Here is an 18,296-nt window from a genome sequence, read left to right on the forward strand (position 1 = left end):
CGACAAAAAGGAGGCGAACTGAAGAGCGGTGCGAGGAGAGAGGTGATCAAGCGAGCTTCCGGCCAGGTGTTTTCACTCTCCGAACGCCAGGATGGCGCGCTTCGTTTGCTGCCCGTTTTAAAGGCCCTGGAAGCGGGCCGCTCTTTTTCGCCTGCGTGCGAGATTTGAACTACGCGCTGCTTTGGACTTTACAGGGTGGCGTTTTGGGTGGCGTTTTGTGTGGCATGTTTGCGTCGGCGTTGGCCTCAACGTCGCTCGCTTGGGGAGACGTGAAAGGATGACCGGCCATCTGCCCTCCCTTGCAGTTGGGTTATCGGTTAGGCGTGCTTTTTATGTTTCCGCGCTTCGCGCCGATACGTGCCTCTGCTGCCTGAAGATTGCCGGGGTACTCAACATAATCGACGGATCCGGGATGGAAGCCCGCATGCTCGACCTCGATAAGCTCTGCAATGACTTGAGCCCGCGTCAACGGCTTGCCTGACTGGGCCAAAGAAACGGCGGGAACGGCCGCTACAGAGAGTGTCGCTAAGGCATATAAAACGAGTTTCATGATGACTTTCCTCCGAGGAAAAGGAGACGTCGTCCCGGCCACGCCGGCAAAGCGCCAACGGCCGGTAGATTCATTGTAGCCAAGCAGACCTCGCCTTGCCGGGTCCGCTACTCGTTAGCGATTGACCGGCACCGGATTGCCCTCCTACTACTTTCTCATGCTCGACGCGGCCTCGACAGTAAAGCGAGGTTCGACGTTCTGAGGCTTGTGCGCTGCAATGAATGCGAATGAGACACTGCCATCAAATGGAAGCGATGCGAAATTTTCCCGAGGGCGACGGCCTGTCAGTGTATTCGCAGGCAAACTCAATGCCATGGCAAGACGATTGAACGACCGTTCCGAGAAAACCCCTGAGCTACAAAATGCCAGCCGAACGATTCCAGCTAACTATTGCATCCACCCGGTTAAATCCGCCTCGTCACAGCGGACGCTGGTCCGGGGTTTAAAAGCGTATTTCCAGATTCGTTCGCCGGCTGAAGGCCACGCACCGTGGTGAAAGGGGACTAGATTGGCAGAGAACGATCGAGATATGACCTGGGGGTGTCGCCGAGCATTTTTCGAAAGAAGGAAATGAAAATGCTGTCGCTGGAGAACTCCAGTTCCGCCGCCGTGTACGAAATACTGTGCCCGGTGGCCAGGAGTTCTATCGATCGCATCAGACGCCATTGCTGACGCCACTGTTGATACCCCATCCCGGTCTCTCTCTGGAAAATGCGCGTAATGGTCTTGCCACTTGCCCCGACCGCTTCTTCCAGCACCTGCAATTCCGGTGGCATGCGATCCGGCTGGGAGGTCAGCTTCACGAGGCGACGATCGGAGGGTAACGGCAGCAACATTGCCTCCTGCGGCGCATCGCCTATTTCGTGAATACAGAGTCCGAGCAGGTGCGCATGCCGACCATGGCGCCAGTCTTCATGAAAATCCGCCAGCGCGATCGACTCAAGGACCGCGCGCAGCAATGGGCGGACGTCGATCACGCGAACATCGTTCGGTAGCGACATGCTCAGGTCTGGCCTGAACCAGAGCGACCGATAATCGACCGTTTGCTGCATCACCGCGCGATGCGCCGTGTGCGGTGGAATCCAGACGGCGCGCGATGGCGGAAGCAGGCACAACCGGTCAGCCAGGGTTATCCGGATGCAGCCACGCCGCGCGTACAGCAATTGCCCCCGCTGGTGCAGATGGGAGCCTGAATCGTGATCGCCCAGCGAGGTCGCAAGGCCAATGACCTCGGCCTCGAAGGAGTCGGGGTCGAACGTGTCAGTTGCGTCAGTTGCGTCGAGATAGGGCATGCAAGCCATTGTCCCTTTTCAGATATTTATTGTCCAAAAACCTGTAACCGGACTGGTGAGAATGATCGACCATAGCGTCTTTCGTCAGGAGGACGGTGTCATGCAAGCGAGAGGTCTGCTCCCATTATCCATCGCGTTGTTGATGTTCCCGCAAATCGCCCAGACCTTGTTCAGCCCGGCTCTGGCCGACTTTTCACGGGCATTCTCGGTTCCTCCTGAAGCGGCGAGCCAAGCCCTTGCGGTTTACTTTGTCGCGTTTGCTTTCGGCGTACTGGTCTGGGGACGCGCATGCGACCGGATCGGCCGCAAGCTGGCGATGTTGGGTGGCTTGTTCGTCTATGCAATGGCCTGTTGTGCCGCGTTTGCCGTCACCACGTTCGATGGTTTGCTGGTATCTCAGGCCGCTGCTGCTTTCGGCGCGGCCGTCGGCTCGGTTGTTACGCAGACGGTGCTCAGGGACCGCTACGCAGGGGCAGAGCTAGCCAGAATTTTCTCGATGGCGGGCATGGTGCTCGCCGCCAGTCCCGCCATCGGGCTGTTCGCGGGCGCCGCGCTGGTGCGCAGCTTCGGCTACGAAGGTGTGGTGGCCGCTCTATTCGTACTCTCGTGCGTGCTGATTGTCTGGACCGTGGCCGCGCTGCCCGAAACTCGCCCGCCGCGTCGTATGACCGAGCCGCTTTCCGCAACGTTAAACCTGATGCTTCGGGATCCGCTCATCTGGCGTGCCGCCCTGCTGGTTGCTGTATTCAATGTCGCGCTTTATAGCTATTACGATCTCGGCCCATTCGTTTTCCAGCGACTCCATCTTGGCACCGAGATGTACGGGTACAGCGGAGCCTTGCTGGCGCTAGGCTCAGCGCTGGGTGCGTGGATCAATCGGCACAGGCTCAAGGCAGGCAGTCAGGCCGAAAGCATGCTGCGAATGGCAAGCGTATTGATGCTGGGAAGCGCGCTTGGCGTCGCTACCTTGCAGGACAGCCCGTGGTTCCTCGCACCAATGCTGCTAGTTGTAGTGGCGTTCGGTGTCGCCATCCCCAATGTGCTCGGCCATGCGCTTGTCGCCTACAAAGACAGGCTGGGCTCCGCGGGCGCGCTGTTCGGATTGATGTACTACCTGATGATCGGCGCGGGAATGATGGTGACCGCGTCGACTCAAGCGCTTGGGGGAACGCTAATCGTGTGCGGCGTGATCGCGACGATGTTGTGCCTGTTTCGGTTAATGCAGGAGGGTAGGTCACGACAACGTAATGTATAAGGTGCGGTTGAATCACATCCATAAAAATACACAATGCGGTACCGCGCGGCTTCAGGCAGAAATCCGACGAACGGTGGCACGGCAGATATCCACGCATCGATACGGTCATCTGACAGCCTAGGGCCGCTTCGCTAGTGTTAGTAGCCGCTCGAATGTCCCAGACACGACGCGAACGAATGCCGTTTCCAGGTGGCCGCGAAGGCGCGCCCCGATCGATTCATTCGCGCGTGGTTGAATACGCTGTCACGCGATTTCCAAACAGGACCCCACGACAGAATCGCAACCGGGCATTAGCCGGCTGATGAGTCAAGCCGATTGACTTAGCTTGTGGCGAAGGTACCAGCGCACACACAGAACAATGATCTCCCGATCAAAATGCTGACCTGCGAACACCCCCGCCAGAACTTTCCCCTTGCCCATCACCAGCCACCAGATTGATTGGATCGCCACCTTAGCCAATCCAATGCCTATTTGCAGCAGAACCGTGCGACAAGTGTCGCCGTCCGCCAAGCGTTAATCGGCAATCAGTATGGATGGCAAAGTTCTTTCTTGTCTTGTCATACATTCGATGACCAATGTGTCGGTGATCGAAGCTGTGACCTGTTTTACGGCAGTTGCCTATCTGGACATGCGCGATGGGTAACAGTCGGGTGTGAAGCTCCGGGGACGATGTACTTCTCGAAAGAATACTCACCTCGGCGACGAGGAAGGAGTCGACACTGCCAGCCGCCGTGCGGTGTGAAGGCTAGGCAAGTTCCGCATGCACAACGTAAAGTGAACTGCAGTTTGAATTCTCGTAATGCAAGATGAGCCAAAGCTGCCGTCAGGCTCAAACCAAAAGGTGAATGGCTGGTTACGCTCCTGGTTCTTGAGCGTACGCCGTCGAAGCGCCATCGGGAAAGAGGCAGGTGCTAAACGGATAGGCGCGCGCAACTGGCGGGTCGGCAAGGAAGAGAACGTGGTAAGCCCGATTCTTCGCCTTGATTTCGGTTCATCGCAATCAAGGCAGGCAACCCGTGAGGGGCGCTGTGAGGAAGCGGGTATGAGAATGCGGAAAAAGCGAAGGGCGGCTGATAATAGGCCGCATAGGGGTTCAAAATTTGCCGCAATCTGAAAAGATGCAGACTTTCGCGTGGTGCAATTGTTGTGGGCCTACATTCGAGATTCGACGAAGGGCAGCTTGTGAGTGGCCGGTCTGACTACGGGTCAGCGCCCTTCGCCTCGGTAATGAGGCGAATCAACGATGTGACGTTTGCGAAGGGCTTGCGCTGCAATGGCAAGACCGGCGTCAACAAGACGCTAATGCTGTGTGCGAGTCGTGTGCGGGGAAAGCTCGCATGCACGGTTCTTCGGGGGCCGCGTTTCCGAGAAGAACCGTGGCTACCCTCTCATCGCGCGCTCTGCCGCGCGGGACTGGCAAAAGGCATCCTTGCCAGCGTCCAAGTCCGCATCGTCGCGCGCTTTCTGTGTTCGCATGCCTTGAAGTGGCAATGTCAAGTTGTCGATCTGTTCGCTTATAGTCCGGCCTCGACAGGCCGTCAGTAAGCCCACCATCCGGGGCCCCACATGCCCCAGTTCCACGCGGCGTTTTCATTCATCTCCGCATTCATGCGCTCCTGGTTGATGAAGTTTTGTCGAATCTGTTCGCGCTTGTAGTTGTCCCACGCATTTTCGTCGCCGATATACAGGCAGCCACACGCATACGGGTCTGCGTATAGAAAGACGACTTTCCCGTCCTTGACCTTCTGAACGACACGATTCGGCGGTAGCGTCTGCAACTGCAAACGTTGTTGATCGGTCGTCACAGGGACTATGTGGAAGCCCGCCGCCGCCAAAAGGTCATTACGCTCGTTGGCTCGTTCGACAGGACTCGCACATCCGGCAATCAGAACGCTCGCACTCATTGCAATCAGAACAGTGGTCCATCTGAGTTTCATCATCATCTTCCTCTTCGAGGATTCCTTAATATAAAAAAAACGGTGCGAAAAATTCTCATTGAAGATCAGGCTGCAATTACGGGCTTCGACGGGTGCCGTGCACAGGCGCAATTAAGCGCTTCACTACGAACGCCGGCCGCGCACACTTGGCGAAAAATAGAAAGTGGTGACCCAGGCTCTCACGCGGATCGCGCGCATTGCGGCTCCGGTGAGAGTCATCACGAATGCTCGAATAGCGAAATTTTCTTTGCCTTGATCATGGATCTGACTTTCGACATGAACGAAGCACTAGGATCTTTAGTACATGCTTCGGCGACAGTCTCTCCGACCGGCTGAGCCGTATCGATCACCATGCTGTCCGTTTCCTTGACGCCGAGCTTATCGACACCGGCAACCCAGTAAACCAGGGCAGGTCGATACTGTTCATCGACCGCGACATAGTCGGCGCAGCTCATTTTCGCCGGACTCATTTTCTTCGCCTGTGCGCTAGCTGCCTGAGCCGCGGCCAAGCAGATAACAATCACCAAGATTTTGGTAGATTTCATAAAACATCCCATGACGTGAATAGGTGCCGATGCGTCGCAACCGCTAAATTTATAGACCCGGGCAACCCGCAATGTGCATGCCATCCGGTACCTCTGCGCATCTTAAAAGCGCAGAGTTAGCCCAGTGTTAACAGCCGAAAATCGATTGGAACGGGGCTCCTGCCGCCTCGGGGTTCGCATCGACCACGTTCCGGTTATATGGTCGGATGGCCGCTCTTATAATAGCCGCATCGAAATCGGGTGCTCGTGCCGCGTGGACCGACCTTACTTCGCCGGATCCGCCGCGCGCCCACTGAGCGGGCGGTCATCAGCTCACGCGAGCATGAATCGCCCGCGGCTGAGAGGTGCGCTCTTTCCTCGTTTGCTCCGACGCCGTTGCGATCAGCACTAACCGCCCCGTGCAACGCGCCACGGCGTCGCTAGTCCGCTGCCTCCAGAAGCACCAGCTCGATTCCTGCCCCGCACCGATCACGACCATGTCGACGTCGAGTTCGTCCGCCGCACTGGCGATTGCGCGGCCGATACTCACGTGTTGCAGCGGCAAGATAAGGGTTTGCGCCGGCGTGTCGAGCGCGGCGCGTTCGATTACGTCCTTGCAGTGCTGTTCGACTGCATGCGCATGCTGGTCGATCGCGACGAGCAGGTCGCCGCAGCCATGTTCTCCCGCAGCCAGCGCCCACCACGGCATTGAATCCACCACATGCAACAAGGTAAGCTGCGCGCCATTTTCACGCGCGCGGGCGATGCCCGCCGACAACGCTCCTGCGCTCAGATCTGGGCCAACTGCAACAAGTACGTGCTTGACCATTTCGGGTGCCTTCATCAATCAGTTGTGTGTTGCCTGCATGATCGGCTGCGAAACTTAGCGGTGAATGAGCGCGACTGGTCCTGTCGCATCCCCGGATGCGACGCACGCATGACGTCGACTATCATCGAGTCAAGGAGGGTCCACATGAATAAGCCGCCAAGGTCTCTGGCACTCGCGGTCGCGTTGACGTGCGCCGCACCAGCAACCGACGCTCACGCACGAACCGTAAGCTATCCGTATGAAGTGATGTGCGTGGCGCCGCCCGCTATGTAGTCGATCTCTGCGGATGATCACGACACGTGTGACGTATCAATACCCGGTCGCAATGGCCCGTGCGGTCAATTCATTTGCGCGTTATTGATGTAATGTAATTGCAGCGGCGACAGGCGTATGAGAAAACGACCTCAAGCCTTGCTCGAACCGCCCAGCATGACGGTCCAGCCAAGGCCGCGTACATTGTGGACAACCGAGGGACCGAACTTCTTGCGCACCGAATGAATCAGCACATCGATCGCATTGCTCTCCACTTCCTTACCCCAGCCATATAGGCGGTCTTCCAACTGAGCGCGAGAGAAGATCGCGCCGGGGCGTTCGAGAAGCGCCAGCATCAACGCGAATTCGCGCGCCGATAGCACCGACGTCACGCCGTTACAGCACAGCGTGCGCTTGTCGAGATCGAGATTCAGGGAATCATCGCCGAGGCGCGACACCGCATAGCCCGCCTTACGCCGCAATACCGCGCGAATGCGGGCAAGCAGTTCGGGAACGTCGAAGGGTTTGAGGATGTAATCGTCGGCGCCGACGTCGAGGCCCTGCACTCGCGCATCCAGATCGTCGCGCGCGGTCAGGATCAGCACCGGCACCTTGTTGCCGGCCGCTCGCGAGGTTTTCAGCAAGTCAATCCCGCCCATGCCCGGCAAGCCGAGATCCAACAGCACGACCGTGTATTCGGCGGCCGCGATCGCCGCGCTGCCGGCGTTTCCGTCACGCACCCAATCGACGCTGTAGTCCGCGTCCTGCAACGCACGCAGCAGACTTTGTCCGATCTGCAGGTCGTCTTCAACCAGTAGAACTCGCATGATGTCGTTTCCACAGTAACGTTTGGTGTCGTTGGCCGCCGCGCGAGGAACAGAAATTGGATTTCGATTCCAAGCCGAGCCCGCCAGTGCAGCCGCTGCGCGGGCACGGGTCATTTCGCATCATAACTGACGCGTGCCTGTGGCAGGCACCGCGCACATGGCGCACGCAATCCTGAGAGCAAAACACAATAAAAAAGGCCGACCGCTCGTACGGTTGGCCAAAGGATTCTGGCTTACGCCGAAAGCCAACGATCTCAGGTTACACGCGGCGAATTAGAAGCGAGTTACTTCGTTCACGAGTCGGAAGATGCCGACGGAAATGCGATCGACGCGACAATTCCCGACTGCCCGTCACGGCGATTATGAAGACTCGCCACGCCGCCATATTTACTCGCGATCGCATCGACGATGGACAGTCCGAGGCCGCTCCCCTCGATTTGCGTATTCGCTCGAAAGAAGCGGTTGAACACCCGGGGCAGCAGCTCCTCCGCAATCCCGGGCCCCGTGTCGGTCACGTCTATCCAGACCATGTCCTCGCGCACCTGCACGCTCAGATCGACTTTGCCGCCATCCTGGGTGTAGCGGACCGCGTTGCTGACCAGATTGCGCACCGCCATGCCAACATCGGCTTCGATCGCGTGCACGAACGCGCTGGCCATTTCGTCAGCGCCAATATCGATGCCACGCGCCATTGCGGTCGGCAATATTTCGGCTACTGCGTTGACGACCACGGCGGGCACGTCCACCCGCGTCAGCATATCCGCTTGCAATGTCGCATCGGCACGCGCAAGCCTGAGCAGTTGCGTGATCAGACCACCACTGCGTGTGATGCCGCCGCGTAGTTCGCGAAAGCGCTCCTGATTGCTGGGTGCGATATGCGGCTGCAAATTGTCCGCCTGCAGTTGAAGCGCGGTGAGCGGCGTGCGCAGTTCGTGCGCGGCGTCGGAAATAAACTTTCGTTCCGACTCGATGGAGTGTGCGAGCCGATCGATCATCAAATTGATCGAGTCGATGAAGGGACGTATTTCGATCGGCACGCCCGACGTCGACAATCGTTGAAAATGACTGACATCGATTTCCAGCACTTGCGCACCCAAACGATTCAACTTGCGCAACGAGCGGCGCACGACAAGCAGCACGGCAATCCACACCAGCGGCACGAGCACGATCATGGGCCAAAGCGTATTGACTGCACGCGCTTGCGCAAGCTCGCGCCGCACCGCTGAGCGTTGTGCGACCTGAATCACCATCGACGGCTCACGCAGCGTGTAGATGCGCCACGCGTCGCCGTCAACGGCTGTGGTCACGAACCCCGCTGGCGCGTCACGCGGCAGCGCCAGGGACGGTTCAGTCGACCGGTAAGGCGTGGCCTGATCGTCCTTCCAGATCGTAATGACAATGTCGCGTTCCGGTTGCGAGCCACGCGCGGGAATGGTGGGCAGCGAATCTGCGAAAGCACCGCGCATGCGGCCGGCGACCTGTTCAAGCCGAAGGTCGAGCAACGCGCTCATGCCCGCTTTAGACAGCTGATACGAACTGACGCCCTGCACCACGCCGACGACGCTTGCTAGCACGCAAAGCGCGAGGACAAGCTGATTTCTTAGAGACTTGAGCATAGAGACGCAGAAGAAGTGTTTCGTCCAATGGTTGATTCGTGGACGCCGGGACACTCAATGCAACGCAAGAGACGGGTGAGACGGGCTCTTTTTGTGAAGTGATTCTACACCCCGCGACCAGGCGCTTTCTGGCGTTGAAACCACGGCAAAGGCACACAACCTTTGCTGCGCGCCCACCGTTTGCAACGAGCGATAGACCTGCTCTGATTTAGCGATCGCTCAGTGCTCGCTATAGAACGACCTCATGCCGACGTCGTACAGCGAATGAATCCCGGTCCCGCTTTGCGATGCGCCGTCGGCGACACCACGATAACCGGCGGATGCGTCGCCTTACCGGTCGACGATTGCTTCGGGAACCTGAATTCCCGCGGCGTCATCCGTGTTGTGGCCGAACTGTTCGAGCGGCGCGAGTTCGGCCTGCACCTGCGCGCGTCACCGCATCACACCGCGAACGAACACGCAAGACAAACAGCAGCGGCAATGGTTATGGTCATGGTTTAGATCAGCGATGTCATGACATTTCCCTCCAGTCGTGTTTTCTGGTCATTCGATGAGTCGGGTGTTCTCTGCCATGGATTTCACTGTAAGGAATAAAAATTAGCGAAGAATGAGCGGCCGTCTGGACGTGAGTCAGCGAGTCGCTGATGCGGCTGCAGCCTGCATTTCATAGCGCGCGTCCTGCATCAGCCGGATTGCGCGTCCAGCATGCCCACCCATGTCGTAGTCGTTGGCACGTTGCGCGGCGCGCATTCGTTCGATGGCTTGCTGCGCGTTGAAGTCGGCGGCTTCGATGTTCGGATGACGGCTCATGAAATAGCCGTCGTCGGCGACCGCGCAGCCCGAGATCAGGGAAAGCGCGACGGCGGTTGCGGCAATCATTGTCAACTGTCTTTGCTTCATGATGCATGCTCCATTGAGGTGATGGAAGTCCGGCGTTCGGGTATGTCGCCTGCCCGTGGCGATTGATTCAGCACGTGGATCGGACGCATCTATCAGCGCCAGTAGCCGTATCGGTATCCATATCCGTAGTGCCGATACCAACCGCGTGGGTGTCCGTAGTAGCCAACGACGACGGGCGGCGCATACATGGGCGGCGGCGGCGCGTAGTACACCGGTGGAGGCGGTGGTGCATAGACCGGAACCGGCGCGATGGGCACCGCGGCCACCATTGGCGCCATCGGCACCCCAACGCCGAAACCGACGAATACATGAGCCTCGGCGGCGCTCACGAGGCCGACGCTTAGTGCGACGGCAAGTGCCGCCTGGCGAATTGCTTTCATTTTGTTCTCCTTGACCTCCGGTGCAGCGCATTGACTGCCTCCGTTGACTTGCATTCTGGTTATCGAAAATGAGGAAAGAATGAGCGCCTCATGACGTATCAAACGGACGATTGATCACAACGCGATGCATTTTCGGAGCGCCGGGAACGCCGCTCATTTCCAGCTAATTTGTGGTGCCTACGATCCATTCGTCGATGCACAGGTTCAAGTTGGAACCGCTAGTCAGACGCGAAAAACGCATTTGGCACGCATCGGACTGAAGCGATGACGCGGGCCGCCGGCCCGACATGCATCGCGCCACTCAAGGAGCACATCATGTTTGCCGCACTTTTGGAAAAATTGGGGTCGTTGTTCGCGCCTTCTCACTGCGACGAACGCCGAGCGTATCTCGCGTCATCGTCCGATCTCGTGGATCCCGAACGTCGCATGCTTCATCTCGACAGCGGCGACTATCCGTTCAGTCTCCATTCGAGCGTCATACCGCGCGACAACGAACTCTGAACGATTGACGGACAAGGAGAACAGATATGCGCCACTATCAATGCGACAGCCCTGAAGCCGCGGCACGCATCGTCGCGGCATGCTTATTGTCGGACGGACACGTAAGCATGGACGAGATCGAAGCGCTCAATCGCCACGGCATCGAACGGCGATTGTCGTTGCACCCGCGTGAGTTCATGGCCGTCGTGCAGACACTGTGCGAAGACCTGACTTGCGCCACCTATCTGAATTGGGGCGACGCGTGCAGGCTCGATCCCGTCGTCGTCGCGCAACTCGCGGCCGACGTGCAGGATTGGGAAATTCGGCGTGACATCATCTGTCTATGCAAGGAAGCCATTCACGCGGATAGGCATATCTCCGAGGGAGAAGCCGGGTTTCTTCGCCTGTTGGGCGCTGCGTGGGAATTGCCCGAGCACATGGATCGGGTGCGTCCACGCGAGGTGATCAGACTCGCGCGCGTATTGCGAGTGAAATGACTGAAGGCACAGCAGTATCGTATGCACATGCTTCGTGCGATCCACGACCTTTTGTCGATCGCGCAAATCTTTGAACATCTTCCCCCGTTGCCAGGCATCTGCCATCACGGAGTCTTATCGCACGCGAGCATGAAGCCATATCCTGGTTGTTGTATGACAGCGGGGCATATCGACAATCGGTATCGTTAAGACATCTTCCCGGAGGGTCGCCGGATAGAGGCAGAGGCGGCTCGCCACAGGACGGGGCGCCGATCGGTCGGCTGGCATCTCGTTCGGTGGCCTGTTGGTAGCGGTACTGTTCGCTGTCGCGTCAGATACTCCGTTGCGCAGTCGCTCGTCTTCGGGCGGACGCAACGCCGTACCGACGCCCCTTTTACTCGCCCGGATATGCCAGAGTTGCGTATGCACGGTTCGCCGTCCGACCACCGCCTTACCTTCCGACAGTCGTTGACGCACCCGGCCGCTCGATCACGTTGGCTGTGACGAGCTTCAACTTCGCAGGGGACGTTCTGTGGGATGCGCTAAATCCTCGCGATGAGATGCAGCGCGTCGGCGGATTGTTGATCCGCCATCCGGGCGTGTGCCTCAGCTGTCACGGCAGGCCGCCAATGTCGAGCGCATCGTCGCCGAGACACTCGCCAAGGGCGCCACGGCATTGACTGGCGCACTCACAAAGGGCTCTTTTTTCGAACCGACGGTGATCACCGGCGTAACGCCGGGCATGGCAGCCTTCGATGAGGAAATCTTCGGTCCGGTCGCACCGATCACGACGTTTCGCACCGACGACGAAGCCATCGAACTCGCCAATGCCACGGAGTACGGTCTCGTCGCGGCCGTGGCATCAGCCAATCTTGCGCGCGCGCAAGCCGTAGCGGACCGGCTCCATTCCAGGGTCATCCATATCAACGACCAGACCGTGCTCCACGAGGTCTATGGTCCGATTGGCGGCGTTGGTGCGTCGGGTAACGGCTTCAATCACAGCACGCTGACCAACGCCGATCAGTTCAGCGAGTGGCAGTGGATCACGACCCGCTCGCAAATTCCCGCCTATCCATTCTGATCAGGCCACGCGCAGGCGCCCGAAACATCGCGTCTGCGCCGAACGTAGTGACGCCGTGCCCAACATGAACATGCTGCCCTGGCGGTTTTGCTTACCCAGCCGCAGCAAAATCGGCGCAAGCCCTTCCGGTTCTAGCTTCAGCAGAACCTCTACGTCAGGCACGATCGTGTGTAACGTCGACATCGCATTCCCCACTTCTGGCGAAGTGCGGCCAGGATGAGCGGCGAAACAGCCACTCGTTGCGGTGTCATTCCAAAGCCTGCCGTCAAACAAAACGCGAGAGGCGGCGCTAATTTAATGCTTCGCGGCAACCCGGACAGCAACCGAATCTCCCACTCAGGAGCGGATTTCGCCTCAACAATTTCAATTCGAACTGAATGACTATGCGTGGCAATTCATGCCTCACTAAAGTAATCGTGATGTTGAGTCGTTAACCCATACCGTAACCTCTTCCCGCTTAGGAACTATGAAGCTTTCGTTTCCAACTATCGCTTTCGCGGCCGTGATGGGTGTGGCCGGTTGCGCCAACAATCCTGGCTCGACAAGCCATGCGTCCGCTGAGGTCACCCTTGGCGACGCGCCGACGCCGGTCAAAACGACGCAGCAGGACCAGATGCGCCAGAAGCTGATAGCCGCCGGGATAGACCCTGACTCCCAACAAGGTCAGATACTGGAGCGTTGGATGACAAAATTCGCGGCTGATCCTGCCTGGCAGGCCGCAATGCGCCGAAACCAGACCGACCTGATTTCCCTCTTTGCGATGCCGCTCGCATCGGACGACAGACTTCGGATGTTGAAACTATTAAAGGATATCGCGACCGGGCCGGCATACGATTGTCACGCACTGACGCAAGGAGCCGATTTCATCGCAATGGCGAAGTCGGCTTCGCCGCGCACCCTCGAAGATGTAATGGAGATTTTCCAGATTCTGGTGAACAGCGCCGCTTCAGGACATACAGAAGAACACTACAGTGACTTAACGTTACTTGATGCCGATGCACTCCTCAATGCGACACCTCCAGAGCGTGGAGCGAAGGAATATCCTAAGAACCCGTGCAGCATGCTCGCGTTTTCCGTCGACACCATCAACGCGCTCCCCCCTGACGTGCGCGGCCCTGCATCCTTTGAGTTCCTCCGCACGTTGAGTCACCGCAAGAATATGATTCAAATGACACTCGACAATCCTTACGCATATTTCGACGAGTCGTTTGATGAGCGTCAGCTACCAGAGGAAATTCGCCGCCGCCTGCCTTTTGACGGCAGTCGTCCACTTCCATATTCGCGCATCACGTTTGACGCCCGTTGGGTGAACAAGACAACGCCAGGAGACGATGCCTCGTTCAAAGATGTCTTCGTCAATCGACGGAACAACGGTGTAGTGGCGGAAGTGGTCACGTCGGCCGACTGGGCGGACTACACCCTGAGCCTTGACCTCACAAATCTGCGCACACAGACTGTTGGAACTGGAACCGCACTGACACGGTTGGCGACCCTGCCCGCTGGCGCTCCCTTTGCCACGCTCGCTCGCGAGCCGGTCGCCGGCGAAACCATCGGCATCGCCCTCCCGCAACCATCGAGCAACGGCGCGGATGCGACGCAGTGCAGGGTGGAGGGAACGGCGCCTGCGTCAACAGTCTTTCAGCAGTTCACGGGCACTGCAGTCACCTTGATATGCTCACAGCGCCAGAGGACCGGTCTGACTCGTCACTGGCATACAACGCTGTTCTCGGCCTACGGAATTACGTGGACGGACTGGATCGACGACGAGGACGGCCGCACTACCGCAACCGTTCGGAATGTCACCATCGATGGCGCGCTGGAGTGACTTCGGTGTGTATGTGCATGTCGCTGGCTTAAATTGTCGGGAAATACGCGACAAACGCCCTGGCGCGAACTCGTCGACAACGCTTGCGCCCAAGTTCCTCGTTCGTAATTCCCGGCGAAATTTTTAGTTGTTGATCCATGAATATGGATGGGCGTTTCGGGGAACTCTTCCGATGGATGTGAGGGCCGAACGTCCTAGAATGCAGATCCTGGAAGGGTGTACGCTAATTGCTGCCTTGAGGTAGTAGCCTGGTGGCAAGTAACTGGCCTTCTCGTGCAGTGACGGAGTCACCATAACTCGGTATTGTTCAGTCATATCCGGTTTGAAGAGTAGTGGTACGAATGGTGAATGTCCCTCGTTTGTCGAGTCTCCAAAAACTTGCTAACCACCAAGCGTAACGAATTTCCGGAAGCGCAAACACCGTTGACGCTGTTGTTGGAGCGGTCAACATTGGCCGCCGAATCGATAAAAAGTTCATCATGGCGTTAACCTTGCTAATTGCTGTCGTAGGCACCTTGATTGTCGCCGGTAGCTTCTAGATGGTTTCAAACCAAATCGAGGATGAGAAGGCTAGGTGTGCCGAGCGGGATAACGAGGCAGTCCAATCGGGCTCGAAAACTCAATACCCGAGTTCTTGGTAAATGTGCGCGCCTCAACCTTGCCCTTGCGCAGCGCCTCGAGCAGACTGACATCCCCTAGGTAGCTGGCGGCGTCGTGAAAAGTCGCACTTAGTCCACCTGTCAGTTGTCCCGGCACCTTCAGACAATTTCGAAGCCGCTCCCGCAGGCGACTCCCGACCTTCCGTTTGAAGACGTCCCCGAGCTCCGCATCCGGCACACGCATAGCCGGGAGACAACACAAGCTTTCCTAGGTCACTGAACACGTCCGCCTCGCTCCGAGACTTTCGATTCCCCGCTGAGCCCCGCCCGCTCTAGCGTGACAGACTATATTCCACAGTCACTTTCGAAGTTCCTTAGTTCTGCGTGTCATGACAGACTTTGGAAGAGTCTATTTGATAAAAAATTTATCTGTCGAATCAATGGCTTAAAAAATCACCGCGTGACAGACTTTATTCTCTTGGATCACTGGGACAGTTGAAAGTCAGATATCCTCGTCGAGATTGTCGCGATACCCGCGGAACCCAGCTTTAATGCAGTCTGCAATGGTGTTATGAAATTGAAATTGATAGCCGCGCGAAAGGGATGGCGGGCTCGTCCGAAGTGCCCACGAGCAGGGCCCTCGACAAAGGCAAACAATTAAGGCCGGTGCATCGTTCTCGTTTTTCGACGCAACCTGTCCGTCAGCATGCGGCCCGAGCGTCATTGTAATGGCGGCCCACATGCAATTCACCCGCCCTAACCCCATGACGGAGGCTCAAATGCAATATCTATTGATGATCTACTCGGAAGAAAACGGCTGGAACCAGATGACCGACAGCGAGCGGCAGCAAGGAGTTGCCGCTTATCAGGCGTACACCGAATCGTTGAAAAAGGCGGAGGTGCTCCTGGGTGTCAACCGGCTGCAGCACACGAACACGGCCACCACGGTGCGGCTCATCGACGGCAAGCCGCAGGTGCTCGACGGGCCGTATTCCGATTCGAAGGAGCAACTCGGCGGTTACTACCTGATCGACGCGCCCAACCTGGACGCAGCGATCGCGTGGGCGGCGCGTTGTCCCGGCGCAGCGCACGGCCTCATGGAAGTGCGCCCGGTCTGGACTGCCCCCTACGACGCGCCATCTGCTGCATGAGTCCGTCCGGCGACGAACGCGACGCTGACAGGGCCGCGCATTCGATTGCCGAGGCGGTCGCTCGCCGCAGCTACGGCAAGCTCGTCGCGCTGCTGGCGATGCGCACCCGCGACGTCGCCGCGGCCGAGGACGCGCTGGCCGACGCGTTTGCAGCCGCGCTCGCCGAGTGGCCGAAGCGTGGCTGCCCAGCGAATCCTGAAGCGTGGCTGATGACGGTTGCGCGCCGCCGGGCGATCGACGGCGCGCGTCATCGCCGTGTAGGCGACGAAGTGACGAACCAGCTCGCGATCCTCGCCGGCGAGATCGACGAGCGTGAAGCAGGCATGTTGCCGGACCGGCGACTTGCGCTACTGTTTGCATGCACGCACCCTGCGCTCGAGGCCGCGATCCGCACTCCGCTGATGCTGCAGGTGGTCCTCGGGCTCGAAGCAAAGACGATTGCGTCCGCGTTCCTGATGTCGCCCGCAGCAATGAGCAAGCGCCTCGTGCGGGCGAAGAACAAGATCCGCGAAGCGGGAATTCCATTCAGCGTACCTGAGCGCGAGGAGTTGCCCGGGCGGCTTGCTGCGGTGCTGGAAGCGGTCTATGCGGCGTATGCGGAGGGGTGGGCCGATCCGGTCGGCGGCGATACCGTGCGGCGCGATCTCGCCGGCGAGGCGCTGTTCCTTGCACACCTGCTGGTCGAGCTACTGCCCGAGGAGCCAGAGACGCTTGGTCTGCTCGCGCTGATGCTGTATGCGCAGGCGCGGCGCGATGCCCGACGCGATGCCGCCGGCGAGTACGTGCCGCTATCGGCTCAGGATCCGGAAACATGGAACACGCCCATGATCGACGCCGCTAACGCGCTGCTGCGGCGCGCAAGCGCGTGCAACGCAATCGGACGCTTTCAGCTTGAGGCCGCGCTGCAGTCGGCACACGTGCATCGCTGCCGGACGCATTGCCCGAACTGGGACGAGATCGTGCAGCTCTACGATGCGCTGTTCGCGATTGCAGCGTCGCCCGTGGTCGCCGTGAACCGCGCTCTCGCGCTGGCGGAACGGGACGGCCCGCAAGCGGCGCTGGACGCGCTCGCGCCATATGCCGACGATCCGCAACTGTCCGACTACCAGCCGTACTGGGCCGCGCGCGCCAATCTGCTCGCGCGTGCTGGCGTGACGGCCGAAGCCTTGTGCGCGTACGATCTCGCGATAGGACTTGAGCGCGATCCGGCCGTGCGCCGGTTCCTGCAGCGCAAGCGCATGGCGCTGTCATCGGCGAGCAGCTAGAAAGGCGCCTTGCGTTTGCCACGCGAGGTTGTTAGCCGCGACGCTGGCGCTTTGCCGCACCGCACCGCTACTCTCGAATCGAGATCGGGCTGTCTAGCCGTGTGTTTCGCGTAGGTGCCACGGCGTGTGCTTTGAAAACGGGCAATTGCACGTCCTTGTAGCTGCCCACTTCTTACGACATCAAGCGAGCATGCGTCGCCTGTCGGCGGTGCTATTCCTGCTAACCAAGGAGCGGTGACTAGCTCGAAAAGCCGCCACAAGCCCAAGACATGCAGGCATGTCCTGGGCGATGAGTCGAGAGCGTGATTCCTCCGCTAGCGTACAGCGGATAGCGCGACCATTACGCGCCGAATGACACATCGCTTCTCGCGACAAAAGGCGATTGCTCACGCGTAAGGCGTGCCTGCCATTGCAGCATTTAGGCCGAGGGTTCCCTTATCAACAATCGCGAGAAAGACGACTTTCGCTTCTTCCGTATCTCGACTCTGTCGAAAGGTCCGGTGAGCCTGGATTAAGGCCACAGTCCACGTCGCCAAGAGCAGATCGGCCGCCAGATGGGCGTCGGGATCGCCAGGTTCTCGCCCTACGCATTCACCTAGGGCAACCGCGATGACTTGCGCGAGTTCATCACGTATCGCCCTGGCCCGAGCCTTGAGGGTTTCGCTGCGCTCGATTGTCTCAATGAAGCCTTGGCTCTCAACAGTAAATTCGATAAGAGGACTCTGTTCCGCCACCAGCCGATGAGCGAGCAGTCGTAACGTCTCGATCGGAGCGACGCGGGGATCGCGCTGCCGCAAAGCCTCGCGCAGGATCTCGCGACCTTCTTCGTCACGATCAAAAAACATGTCCTCCTTGCGCGGAAAGTGATTGAACACGGTCATCCGTCCGACGTCCGCAGCTTCTGCAATCTCGTCCACCGTGACCTGATCGAAGCCGCGCTCCAGGAACAGGCGCGTGGCGGCATTGGAGATGCCTTCTCGCGTGGCGAGGCGTTTGCGAGATCGGCGGTCGGTTGGCATTGACATGGTGCTCCTAATAGAACAGTATATCTATACTG

Annotated in this window: 19 protein-coding genes; 8 read left to right on the forward strand and 11 right to left on the reverse strand. The window is 58.7% G+C overall.

Going from position 1 to position 18,296, the window contains the following annotated elements; genetic code table 11:
- Window positions 1–310: 310 nt before the first annotated feature.
- Both GSQ93_RS34520 and GSQ93_RS34525 read right to left on the reverse strand, forming a co-directional pair.
- Window positions 311–550 (reverse strand): DUF4148 domain-containing protein, encoded by a 240-nt coding sequence (locus GSQ93_RS34520; protein WP_158940415.1) that lies wholly within the window; start codon window positions 548–550, stop codon window positions 311–313.
- Window positions 551–1,053: 503 nt separating this feature from the next.
- Complete coding sequence (locus GSQ93_RS34525) at window positions 1,054–1,842, reverse strand: helix-turn-helix transcriptional regulator (RefSeq protein ID WP_158940416.1); 789 nt, start codon at window positions 1,840–1,842, stop codon at window positions 1,054–1,056.
- Between the two features lie 61 nt (window positions 1,843–1,903).
- Here GSQ93_RS34525 and GSQ93_RS34530 point away from each other — a divergent pair, with 61 nt between their 5' ends.
- Window positions 1,904–3,097, forward strand: coding sequence for an MFS transporter (locus GSQ93_RS34530; RefSeq protein ID WP_216857718.1), 1,194 nt, complete (start codon window positions 1,904–1,906; stop codon window positions 3,095–3,097).
- A 1,538-nt stretch (window positions 3,098–4,635) separates the two neighbouring features.
- Here GSQ93_RS34530 and GSQ93_RS34535 read toward each other — a convergent pair.
- From GSQ93_RS34535 to GSQ93_RS34555, 5 genes are all read right to left on the reverse strand, one after another.
- On the reverse strand, window positions 4,636–5,040 hold the full coding sequence (locus GSQ93_RS34535) for a hypothetical protein (protein ID WP_254074217.1): 405 nt from the start codon (window positions 5,038–5,040) through the stop codon (window positions 4,636–4,638).
- 212 nt (window positions 5,041–5,252) lie between these two features.
- A complete protein-coding gene (locus GSQ93_RS34540; protein WP_158940417.1) occupies window positions 5,253–5,579 on the reverse strand; it encodes an HdeA/HdeB family chaperone in 327 nt (108 codons plus the stop codon).
- Between the two features lie 307 nt (window positions 5,580–5,886).
- Window positions 5,887–6,387, reverse strand: a complete 501-nt coding sequence (locus GSQ93_RS34545) for a universal stress protein (RefSeq protein ID WP_158940418.1) — start codon at window positions 6,385–6,387, stop codon at window positions 5,887–5,889.
- Between the two features lie 404 nt (window positions 6,388–6,791).
- Complete coding sequence (locus tag GSQ93_RS34550) at window positions 6,792–7,466, reverse strand: response regulator transcription factor (RefSeq protein ID WP_158940419.1); 675 nt, start codon at window positions 7,464–7,466, stop codon at window positions 6,792–6,794.
- A 293-nt stretch (window positions 7,467–7,759) separates the two neighbouring features.
- Complete coding sequence (locus GSQ93_RS34555; protein ID WP_158940420.1) at window positions 7,760–9,082, reverse strand: ATP-binding protein; 1,323 nt, start codon at window positions 9,080–9,082, stop codon at window positions 7,760–7,762.
- Between the two features lie 264 nt (window positions 9,083–9,346).
- On the opposite strand from GSQ93_RS34555, the gene GSQ93_RS34560 reads away from it, so the two are divergent.
- Window positions 9,347–9,583 carry a hypothetical protein gene (locus GSQ93_RS34560; protein ID WP_158940421.1) on the forward strand — a complete coding sequence of 79 codons (237 nt, stop codon included), beginning with the start codon at window positions 9,347–9,349 and terminating at the stop codon, window positions 9,581–9,583.
- Window positions 9,584–9,712: 129 nt separating this feature from the next.
- Here the strand turns inward: GSQ93_RS34560 and GSQ93_RS34565 are convergent, their stop codons facing one another.
- Both GSQ93_RS34565 and GSQ93_RS34570 read right to left on the reverse strand, forming a co-directional pair.
- Window positions 9,713–9,982, reverse strand: a complete 270-nt coding sequence (locus GSQ93_RS34565) for a hypothetical protein (RefSeq protein WP_158940422.1) — start codon at window positions 9,980–9,982, stop codon at window positions 9,713–9,715.
- 92 nt (window positions 9,983–10,074) lie between these two features.
- Complete coding sequence (locus GSQ93_RS34570; protein ID WP_158940423.1) at window positions 10,075–10,362, reverse strand: hypothetical protein; 288 nt, start codon at window positions 10,360–10,362, stop codon at window positions 10,075–10,077.
- Between the two features lie 315 nt (window positions 10,363–10,677).
- Here GSQ93_RS34570 and GSQ93_RS34575 point away from each other — a divergent pair, with 315 nt between their 5' ends.
- The 3 genes from GSQ93_RS34575 (at window position 10,678) to GSQ93_RS34585 (ending at window position 12,399) form a co-directional block, all read left to right on the forward strand.
- Entirely contained in the window at window positions 10,678–10,863 is a 186-nt protein-coding gene (locus tag GSQ93_RS34575) for a DUF3563 family protein (protein WP_158940424.1), read from the forward strand.
- Between the two features lie 26 nt (window positions 10,864–10,889).
- Entirely contained in the window at window positions 10,890–11,339 is a 450-nt protein-coding gene (locus tag GSQ93_RS34580) for a TerB family tellurite resistance protein (protein ID WP_216857719.1), read from the forward strand.
- A gap of 580 nt (window positions 11,340–11,919) precedes the next feature.
- The gene (locus GSQ93_RS34585) at window positions 11,920–12,399 is read left to right on the forward strand and encodes an aldehyde dehydrogenase family protein (RefSeq protein ID WP_254074218.1); all 480 of its coding nucleotides are present in this window, start codon (window positions 11,920–11,922) and stop codon (window positions 12,397–12,399) included.
- Here the strand turns inward: GSQ93_RS34585 and GSQ93_RS34590 are convergent, their stop codons facing one another.
- Window positions 12,400–12,582 carry a hypothetical protein gene (locus GSQ93_RS34590; protein WP_158940425.1) on the reverse strand — a complete coding sequence of 61 codons (183 nt, stop codon included), beginning with the start codon at window positions 12,580–12,582 and terminating at the stop codon, window positions 12,400–12,402. It abuts the gene before it with no gap.
- Between the two features lie 283 nt (window positions 12,583–12,865).
- Here GSQ93_RS34590 and GSQ93_RS34595 point away from each other — a divergent pair, with 283 nt between their 5' ends.
- From GSQ93_RS34595 to GSQ93_RS34605, 3 genes are all read left to right on the forward strand, one after another.
- Window positions 12,866–14,224 (forward strand): hypothetical protein, encoded by a 1,359-nt coding sequence (locus GSQ93_RS34595; protein WP_158940426.1) that lies wholly within the window; start codon window positions 12,866–12,868, stop codon window positions 14,222–14,224.
- A gap of 1,378 nt (window positions 14,225–15,602) precedes the next feature.
- The gene (locus tag GSQ93_RS34600; protein WP_158940427.1) at window positions 15,603–15,974 is read left to right on the forward strand and encodes a YciI family protein; all 372 of its coding nucleotides are present in this window, start codon (window positions 15,603–15,605) and stop codon (window positions 15,972–15,974) included.
- Window positions 15,971–17,239 (forward strand): RNA polymerase sigma factor, encoded by a 1,269-nt coding sequence (locus tag GSQ93_RS34605; protein WP_158940428.1) that lies wholly within the window; start codon window positions 15,971–15,973, stop codon window positions 17,237–17,239. The genes GSQ93_RS34600 and GSQ93_RS34605 overlap by 4 nt, the downstream gene beginning before the upstream one ends.
- Before the next feature lie 386 nt (window positions 17,240–17,625).
- Here GSQ93_RS34605 and GSQ93_RS34610 read toward each other — a convergent pair whose 3' ends face one another.
- Window positions 17,626–18,264 (reverse strand): TetR/AcrR family transcriptional regulator, encoded by a 639-nt coding sequence (locus tag GSQ93_RS34610; RefSeq protein WP_158940429.1) that lies wholly within the window; start codon window positions 18,262–18,264, stop codon window positions 17,626–17,628.
- Between the last annotated feature and the right edge of the window lie 32 nt (window positions 18,265–18,296).

The sequence above is a fragment of the Burkholderia sp. S171 genome (assembly GCF_009766085.1).
Taxonomy (GTDB): Bacteria; Pseudomonadota; Gammaproteobacteria; order Burkholderiales; family Burkholderiaceae; genus Caballeronia.